Source organism: Mycobacterium sp. GA-1199 (assembly GCF_001500045.1).
Classification (GTDB): Bacteria; Actinomycetota; Actinomycetes; order Mycobacteriales; family Mycobacteriaceae; genus Mycobacterium.
The window spans coordinates 273,766-281,878 of the sequence record NZ_LQIX01000045.1 but is presented as its reverse complement, the minus strand read 5'-3'; the positions used below and the strand labels follow the sequence as shown (position 1 = coordinate 281,878).

Sequence of the window (8,113 nt, the reverse complement as noted above, 5' to 3'; positions counted from 1 at the left end):
CCCGGCAGAAGCGCTCGACGAACTACTCTCGAATCCGTCCAAACCACCCGCTATTGCATCGATCGCTTGAAACCGCCGGCGATTTGTCGTACAGACCTTCAGTTTCGGCGGGTTGATGTCAGGACACGTCGACCGTTGCCGCGCCCTCCGGTACGTCGAGCAGTTCGACGAGGCGTTCGGACACCGCCGCCGCCGTCGGGTACTCCCAGAGCAGCGTCGGCGGCAACGACAACCCTGTCTGCTTCTCCAGCTGCTTGAGCAGCCCGACCGTCATGATCGAGTCCACGCCGACCTCCACCAGCGGCAAACCGGTGTCGACGTCGGCCTCGGCCACGCCCAGCTGTGCGGCAACGGCGGCGGTGACGACCTGCGCGACACGTTCGGGGTCGGCGTCGACCAGGCCCACCTCCGGCGCGTCATCTCCGGGAGCGTCGAATTCCGTCGGCGCCACGTCGGCCAGCATCGGTACCGAGGCTGCCGCGGGAAGTAGCGGCAGCACAACGATATTCGGGTCGTCATGGCGCATCGCCAGGTCGAGTGCCCGCATCGCCTCATCCGCTCCGATGGTGTCCATGCCCAGCGCGTCGAGCTGCGCCGCCACGAACCCGGATGTCGAGCCCATGCCCAGACCCCGCCACGCGGTCCAGGCGACGCTGACCGTGCGGTCGCCGAGAGCCCGCCGGTAGCGCGCCATTCCGTCGAGGAAGGAGTTCGCACACGCGTAGGCGCCCTGGCCGGGGAAGCCCGCGAGGTAACCGCACGACGAGAACAGCACCAGCCAGTCCAACTGTTCGGGCGGGAAGACCTCGTGAAGGGTCAGCGTGCCGTCGACCTTGGGACGCATCGCCGCCGCGAAGTCCTCGGGTGTCGTGTTGACCAGCAGCGCACCCGCTTCGACACCGGCAGCGTGGATCACCCCGCGCACCGGAGGCAGATCGCGCAGCGCGGTACGCAGCTGGTCGGCCGCTCCGGGAGCGGCGATGTCCAATGCCACCACGCGCACGGACACACCGCGCTCCTCGAGCGCCGTGACCGTGTGGACCAGGTCCGAATCCGATTGCCACGTCGAACGATCGGGCATGCCGCTGCGGGAGAGCAGCACAAGTCGCCGGGCGCCGATGTCGGCAAGCCGCTGCGCCATCCGCAAGCCGAGCGCGCCGGTACCGCCGGTGATGACGTAGGTGCCGCCGGCCGTGCACTGCATCGGCGCTTCGGTCCCCCGGCCCGCCGCGGAAAGCCGCGCCGACTGGGCCGCGCCGTCACGGAAGGCCACAACAGGGTGGCCCTGCACCGAGGAGAGGATGCCGACCGGGAGTTCGGGTGTGGCGACGTCGATCACCCCGCCGAACGCCTTCGGGTGCTCGGCCGCCGCGACTCTGGCCAGACCCCACAGCGGTGCGTGCACCACGTTCGCGCCCTCGTACACGCCCTGCGTGAGCACCCACATCCGTGCCCTGGCCCCATGGTCGAGCAGCCCACGCAGCGTCTGCGTCACCATTCCGACTGACCGTTCCGGCGTGTCGTGCGCGCTCGGCAGCACCAGCACGACGGTGCCGCGGTCGAACGACTCAGCCGCAGAGGCGAATTCGGTGGCATCACCGTGGAGCACATGGGGTACCCCGGCGGCCGACAGGTCCCGCGTCACGAACTCCCGGGCGGCGGTGTCTCCGCCGACGATCACGACCTCCCCGGGCCGGCTGTCGGCCTGCCACGGCACCGACTGCCAGGAGAGGCGGTGCAGCATCCGGGAAACGTCGCTGCCGGAGGGGTTTTCGAGCTGCTCGAAGGACATGCCCGTCAGCGACGCGAGGACCTTGCCGGACTCTTCGGCGAGCAGCACGTCGGTCGTGGTTGTGCCGGGCCTGCGCCGAACATGCAGCAGCGCCACGGCTGGTGGTCGGCCGTGCACCTGCACGCGGTCGATGTGGGCGGGCATCCGCAGTCGCGGCGGCCCGTCGAAGACGGTGGAGGCCGCCGAGGTGGCCGCGTCCAGCAGCGGGGCCCAGGTGTCCGGTGTCGTACGGTCGCCGCGTGCGGCGACCCTGGCGAGCAATTCGCCCTCGCCGCCGTGCAGGTCGAGGATCTCCCAGTCGAATCCCATCGCGGCCACACCCAGTGTCGCGAGCGTGTCCACGATGTGATTGGGCGGCAACGGGTCACGGCAGCCGTCGCGAGCGGACGCTTCGTCGAGCACCTCGCCGAGGAGATCCTCGATGTCGTCGTCGGCCGCGACCACCGCACTGCTGTGGGTCAACCAGCCGCCGTCGATGGCGTCCTCGTCGTCGTCGACCAGGCGGGTGGCCAAGGTCAGCCCGCGGTCCTGCAGCACCACTTGCACGTCGCGGGCGCGTCCGGGCGCCACCGGGGTGCGCAGCCGGACGTCGACGAGGTCCCTACCCGGGCGGTCACAGCGCGTGTCCAGTTCGTCGGCCGCGCCGAGGAAGGTGTTGACGATGACGGCGGCGGGCACGATTTCGGTGCCCTTGACCGGGTGGTCGCCCGGGTACGGGCGGGAGTCGAGGTCCACGCGCGTCTGCCACATCTTGGAGGCCACCGCGCCGGTCACCTCGATCCGGCCGCCGAGCAGGGTGTGGGTGTCGACGTCGTGCACGCCCCGCCCGCCGGGCGGAGGGGTGGGCGTGCGCCAGAAGCGGCGGTGCTGCCACTGCGTCACCGGAAGGTCGGCCGCCCACGGCGCCGATGCCAGCCGGTGCTCGACCGGTGCACCGTGGCAGTGCAGCGCGGCGACCGCGGTTGCCACCGAATGCATCTGAGGGCGATCACGACGTAGCAGCGGCACGACGGCGTGCTGGTCGGTACCGGCTGTCGTGAGGGTCTCGACGATCGAATGCGCCACCACCGGGTGCGCCGACACCTCGAGGAAGAGCCGATGCCCGTCCTCGACGGCCGCCGAAACGGCTTCGGCGAACCGCACCCGGTCGCGCAGGTTGGCCACCCAGTAGCGCTGATCGCGTGGCGCCATCGAGCGGGGATCGGCCAACGCCGTTGTGTAGAGCGGAATCTCGGGTGTGCGTGACGGCGGGAGTGCGGCCGTGAGGCGGCCGAGCTCGCCGGTCAGTGCGTCCATGGCGGGGCTGTGGAAGGCGACGTCGGTGTTGACGCGGCGCACCATGAAGCCTTGATCGGTCCACTCACCGCAGACGTCGTCCACCGCGCCGATCGTGCCGGATATCACCGTCGACTCCAGCGAGGCGCTGATCGCCGCCACCACGTCGGTCCGCCCGGCCAGCCGCCGCTCGGCTTCGGCGAACGGGAGCCGCACGAGCGCCATCGCGCCCTTGCCCATCACCGACCGGAAGCCGCGGGCGCGGTAACAGGCCACCGCGGCGCCGACGGTCAGATCGAACACCCCTGCGGTGACGCAGGCCGCGACCTCGCCGACCGAGTGTCCGATGACCGCCGCCGGGGTGACGCCGCGCGCGCGCAGCAGAGCCGCCAGACCGACCTGCATCGCGAACGTCAGCGCCTGTACCCGGTCGGTCCCGCCGAGCTCGCCCGTGGTCAGCGCCTGGCGCGCCGAGAATCCCAGCTCCGCGGTGAACACCGGATCGATCGCGTCGATCACCGCTGCGAATTCCGGTGCCGCCGTAAGCAGTTCATGACCCATACCGGCCCAGTGCGAGCCGTGGCCGGAGAACACCCAGACCGCACCGTTGGTCGCGGCAGGCAACACCGTACCGGTCACCACGGACGAGTCAGGAACATCCTCGGCCAGTGCGGTCAACGCGGCCGCCGCACCGTCGGTGTCGTCGGCCACGACCGCGGCCCTGGCCGGTTCGTGCGAACGCCGCGCCCACAGCGTCGCCGCGACGGCGTCGACCGGGGCTCGGTGGTCTCGCAGGTGATCGGCGAGCGCGCCCGCCTGCGTGCGCAATCGGGCGACGTTGCGCGCCGAGACGGGAATGACCACCGGAAGTTGTTGTGCCGGTAGGCGTTGTGCGGACGGTTGCGCGGCGGGCGCTTCCTCGAGGAGCACGTGAGCGATCGTCCCGCCGTAGCCGTAACTGCACACCGCGGCCCGCCGCGGCGCGCCGTCGGAGCTGTCCCAGGGCTCGACCTCCGTCGGCACCCGCAGCCCGCTGTTGGCCCAGTCGACGGCCGGAGTCAGCGAGGTGACGCCCGCAGTCGGGGGGATGGTCCGATGATGCAGCGCCAGCGCTGCCTTGATGAGTCCCACCACTCCGGCACCGCCCTCGAGGTGGCCCACGTTCGGCTTCACCGATCCGATTCGGCACGGCGCATCGGCTGGGCGGTCGGCCCCGTAGACGGCGGCGAGCGCCCCGACCTCGGTGGGGTCACCGGAGGGGGTGCCGGTGCCGTGCGCCTCGACGAAACCGACGCTCGCGGGGGCGATGCCGGCGAATTGGCATGCGCGCCGGAACATGTCGGCCTGCGCATCGCCGTTGGGCGACATGATGCCGACCGTGCGTCCGTCCTGGGCCACCGCGCCGCCCCGCACGACCGCGTACACGTGGTCGCCGTCACGCAGCGCGTCGGCGAGGCGCTTGAGCACCACCACGCCCGCACCCTCGCCGCGCCCGTACCCGTCGGCCGAAGCGTCGAAGGTCTTGCACCTGCCGTCGGGCGCGGTCGCGCCCGCCACGTCGAGGACCCGGGTCAGACCCGGTCCGATCAACGCGCTGACCCCGCCGGCCAGCGCCAGCGACGTCTCACCGGCATTGAGCATCTGGCATGCCTGGTGCACCGCGACCAGCGAGGCGGCGCACGCCGCGTCGAGGGCGACGCTGGGACCGCGCAGGTCGAGCAGGTGTGAGACGCGGTTGGCGATGCCGCACAGCGACGTGCCGATGCCGGTCCAGGCTTCGATGCCCGGCAGGTCCTCCATGATCAGCTTGCCGTAGTCGTCGGAGTTGACGCCCATCAGCACCGCGGTGTCGCTGCCCGCCAACGACTTCGGCGGCACGCCTGCGTGTTCGAGCGCCTCCCAGCCCACCTCGAGCGCCAGCCGCTGCTGGGGGTCCATCAGCTCCGCCTCGCGCGGCGAGACCCCGAAGAACTCGGCGTCGAATCCCGGCAGGTCGTCGAGGAACGTCCCCCACCGCGTGACGTCCTTGAGCACCGCCGCGTTGCGGGGATCGCGCTGGAGGTACGGCTCCCACCGCTCCGCCGGAATCTCGCGGACGTCGCTGCCGCCGTCGAGCAGGAAGTTCCAGAACTGCTCCGGGGTGCCGATCGCACCGGCCACGCGGCAACCGATCCCGATGATCGCGACCGCGTCTGGGCGTACGGATTCGTCGGATGGGGCGTAGTCGGTCACGTCAGCTGAGTCCCAAAGCCTGGATAGCCTTGCCTAAGAAGCCACACGCCATGGCGGCCATACTGGCATAACCGGGCTCATTTGGGGGACCTACGCAGGCCCCGCGAACGTGGTGCCGGTCACGTTCGAATTGGCTTGCCGCGACGTCTATCCCCGGTGGTCAGGGCCGCCGCATCCGAACCCTTACAACGTGCGGACGGCCAGCGGTTCGTCGCTGCCCGACACCCGGATGTCGATGCTGCGGATCTCCGCGGTGGGGATGCTGGTGGCCGCGGACAACCCGGTCGCTTCGTCGCCCGCCGGACGCCACGAACCCACGGCCGTCTGCACGCCGTCGTGCGTCGTCACCACGATGTCGTAGCTGTCGACGTCGCGAGCCCAGTCCTTGGTGTACTCGCAGGCCCAGTTGAGTTCGGTGCCCCACTTCTTCTCGGTGACGGCCAGCTGTGCGGTCAGGCCCTGGCGCTGGCCGGGCTGCATGGGCTCCATCGCGACGGTCTGCACCGACGAGGTGCGGGGGAAGACCGTGGCGCCGACGACACCGCCGAGGACCGCGAGGGCCGCCGCAACCGCCACGGTCGCGGCGAGCATCGTGCGGCGTGACCGCCGCTGATGCTTGGCGGCGGCCTGCGCCAGCGAGGCGACGTCGGCGGACTGCTCGACAGCGGACCCCTCGTCCGCATCGAGCAGCGCCGCCGCCTCCTCGCGGCTGAGCGCGGCCAGCATCGCGGGCATCTCGGCCAGGCCGGCCAACTCGGCGGCGCGCGCCGGGTTCTCGGCGAGGAAGTTCTCGTAGGCGAGACGATCCTCCGGGCTCAGCGCGCCGAGTACGTAGGCCGCATCCCATTCGGCGAGGTCGGAGACGGGTGTCCGGTCGAATTCGTCGCTCATTGGACCACCCCCCTTTCCTGCAGCGCCATCCGCAACGCTCGCAACCCGTAATGGAGCCTGGACTTGACGGTGCCCGGTGCGATCCGCTCGTGCTCAGCGATGTCGGCGATAGTTTGCCCGAAATAGTAGGCGCGCACTATCGCGGTGCGGTGGTCGGCGCTGAGCGATTTCAGCGCCTCCGCCAGTACCCATTTGTCGACCGCGGGCCCGATCGCAACGGTCGACGGACGCTCGGGCAGGTCATCGGTCTGCAATTCCCGGCTGAACCGCGCGCTGCGCCGGTCGTCGATGACGAGGTTGCGGGCAACCGTGAAGAGCCATGCCCGCGCCGCGTCACCCGGCTGTTGCAGGATCTCCGGTTTGCGCCACAGGCGCAGCAACGCTTCCTGCACCACGTCCTCGGCGAACGGCGTGTCGCCGCGGGTCAGCCGCAGAACGTAGCGCAGCAGCGCCTGGCTGTGCTCGTCGTGAATCGCGCGCAGCAACTCGGCCTGCGCGGGGTCGGGAGTCATCGCTCATCCACCGCAGTCGTCATCGCTGATCACAACGACGTCCATCTCAGAATCGTTCAACGTTGCGCGCGCGAGCGTGAGCTTATGGGCGAATTTTCGAGCCCGGCTGTTTTGCGGCGATCAGTCCAGCAGGTCGCGGACCACCGCGTCGGCCAGCAGCCGACCGCGGTCAGTGAGCACCAAGCGGTCGTCGACCGGGCTCAACAGCCCGTCGGCGACCGCGACGGCGGCGCGCCCCCGCTCGGCTGCGCTCAGCACGCTCGTCGGCAGCCCGTCGCGCAACCGCACCCGCAGCATCACGTCCTCGATGTGCAGGGTGCCGGGGTCGAGGTGCTCGTAATCGGCCACCGGCAGCCGGCCATCGGTCAACGTCTGGGCGTACGCACTCGGATGCTTGACGTTCCACCATCGCACCGCGTCGACGAAGCCGTGCGCGCCCGGTCCCGCGCCCCACCACTGGCCGCCGTTCCAGTAGCCGATGTTGTGCCGGCACTCACCGCCGGGCCTGCTCCAGTTCGAGACCTCGTACCAGACGAACCCGGCAGCGGCCAGACGCTCGTCGACCAACTCGTAGCGGCGGGCCAACACGTCGTCGCCGGTCGGTTCCAGCTCGCCACGCCGCACCCGCCGGGCCATCGCCGTGCCGTCCTCGATGACCAGCGCGTAGGCCGACACGTGATCCACGCCGGCCTCGACGACCATGTCGACCGAGCGCAGCAGGTCGTCGTCGGACTCCCCGGGCGTGCCGTAGATCAGGTCGAGGTTGACGTGCTCGAACCCGGCGACCCGGGCTTCGCGCGCCGCGGCGAGCGCCCGGCCCGGCGAATGCGTCCGGTCCAGGGCCGCCAACACGTGCGGAGCCGCCGACTGCATGCCCAGCGAGACCCGCGTGTATCCGGCCGACAGGAGCTGGTCGAACAGCAGCGGGGACGTCGATTCCGGGTTGGCTTCCGTGGTGACCTCGGCCCCGGCAGCCAGCGGGAAGTGCGCGCGCACCGCGTCGAGAACGGCGGCCAGGCCCGCCCCGCCCAGCAGCGACGGTGTGCCTCCGCCGACGAATACGGTGTCGACCTCGGGGCTGCGGCGCAGATGCGCCGCCGCCTGCGCCACCTCGGCCCGCAACGCGGCGAGCCACCCGTCGGGGTTGGCGCCGCCCAGCTCGCCGGGCGTGTAGGTGTTGAAGTCGCAGTAGCCGCAGCGGGTGGCGCAGAACGGCACGTGGATGTAAACCCCGAACGGCCGCCCCTGGGCGGGGGTCATCGCCGGCAGCACCGCCGCGGATGCGGCGTTACCGGGCGCTGCGGTTGGGGCCATGTCCACGATTGTCCGCCTGCCGCGAGATTGCACTCGGCCAGGCGTGCACTCGAACTTCCGATGCGCGGATGCACTCTCGACGACGTTCTGCTCACGA

At 70.8% G+C, this 8,113-nt stretch carries 4 protein-coding genes; all 4 read right to left on the bottom strand.

Going from position 1 to position 8,113, the window contains the following annotated elements; all coding sequences use genetic code 11:
• Window positions 1-118 precede the first annotated feature (118 nt).
• Window positions 119-5,299: a type I polyketide synthase gene (locus AU198_RS20895; RefSeq protein WP_064350461.1), complete on the bottom strand. Its 5,181-nt coding sequence runs from the start codon at window positions 5,297-5,299 to the stop codon at window positions 119-121.
• 183 nt (window positions 5,300-5,482) lie between these two features.
• Window positions 5,483-6,190: an anti-sigma factor family protein gene (locus AU198_RS20890; RefSeq protein ID WP_064350460.1), complete on the bottom strand. Its 708-nt coding sequence runs from the start codon at window positions 6,188-6,190 to the stop codon at window positions 5,483-5,485.
• Complete coding sequence (locus tag AU198_RS20885) at window positions 6,187-6,702, bottom strand: sigma-70 family RNA polymerase sigma factor (protein WP_064350459.1); 516 nt, start codon at window positions 6,700-6,702, stop codon at window positions 6,187-6,189. The genes AU198_RS20890 and AU198_RS20885 overlap by 4 nt, the downstream gene beginning before the upstream one ends.
• A gap of 120 nt (window positions 6,703-6,822) precedes the next feature.
• On the bottom strand, window positions 6,823-7,962 hold the full coding sequence (gene hemW, locus AU198_RS20880) for a radical SAM family heme chaperone HemW (protein ID WP_231744739.1): 1,140 nt from the start codon (window positions 7,960-7,962) through the stop codon (window positions 6,823-6,825).
• Window positions 7,963-8,113: the final 151 nt, after the last annotated feature.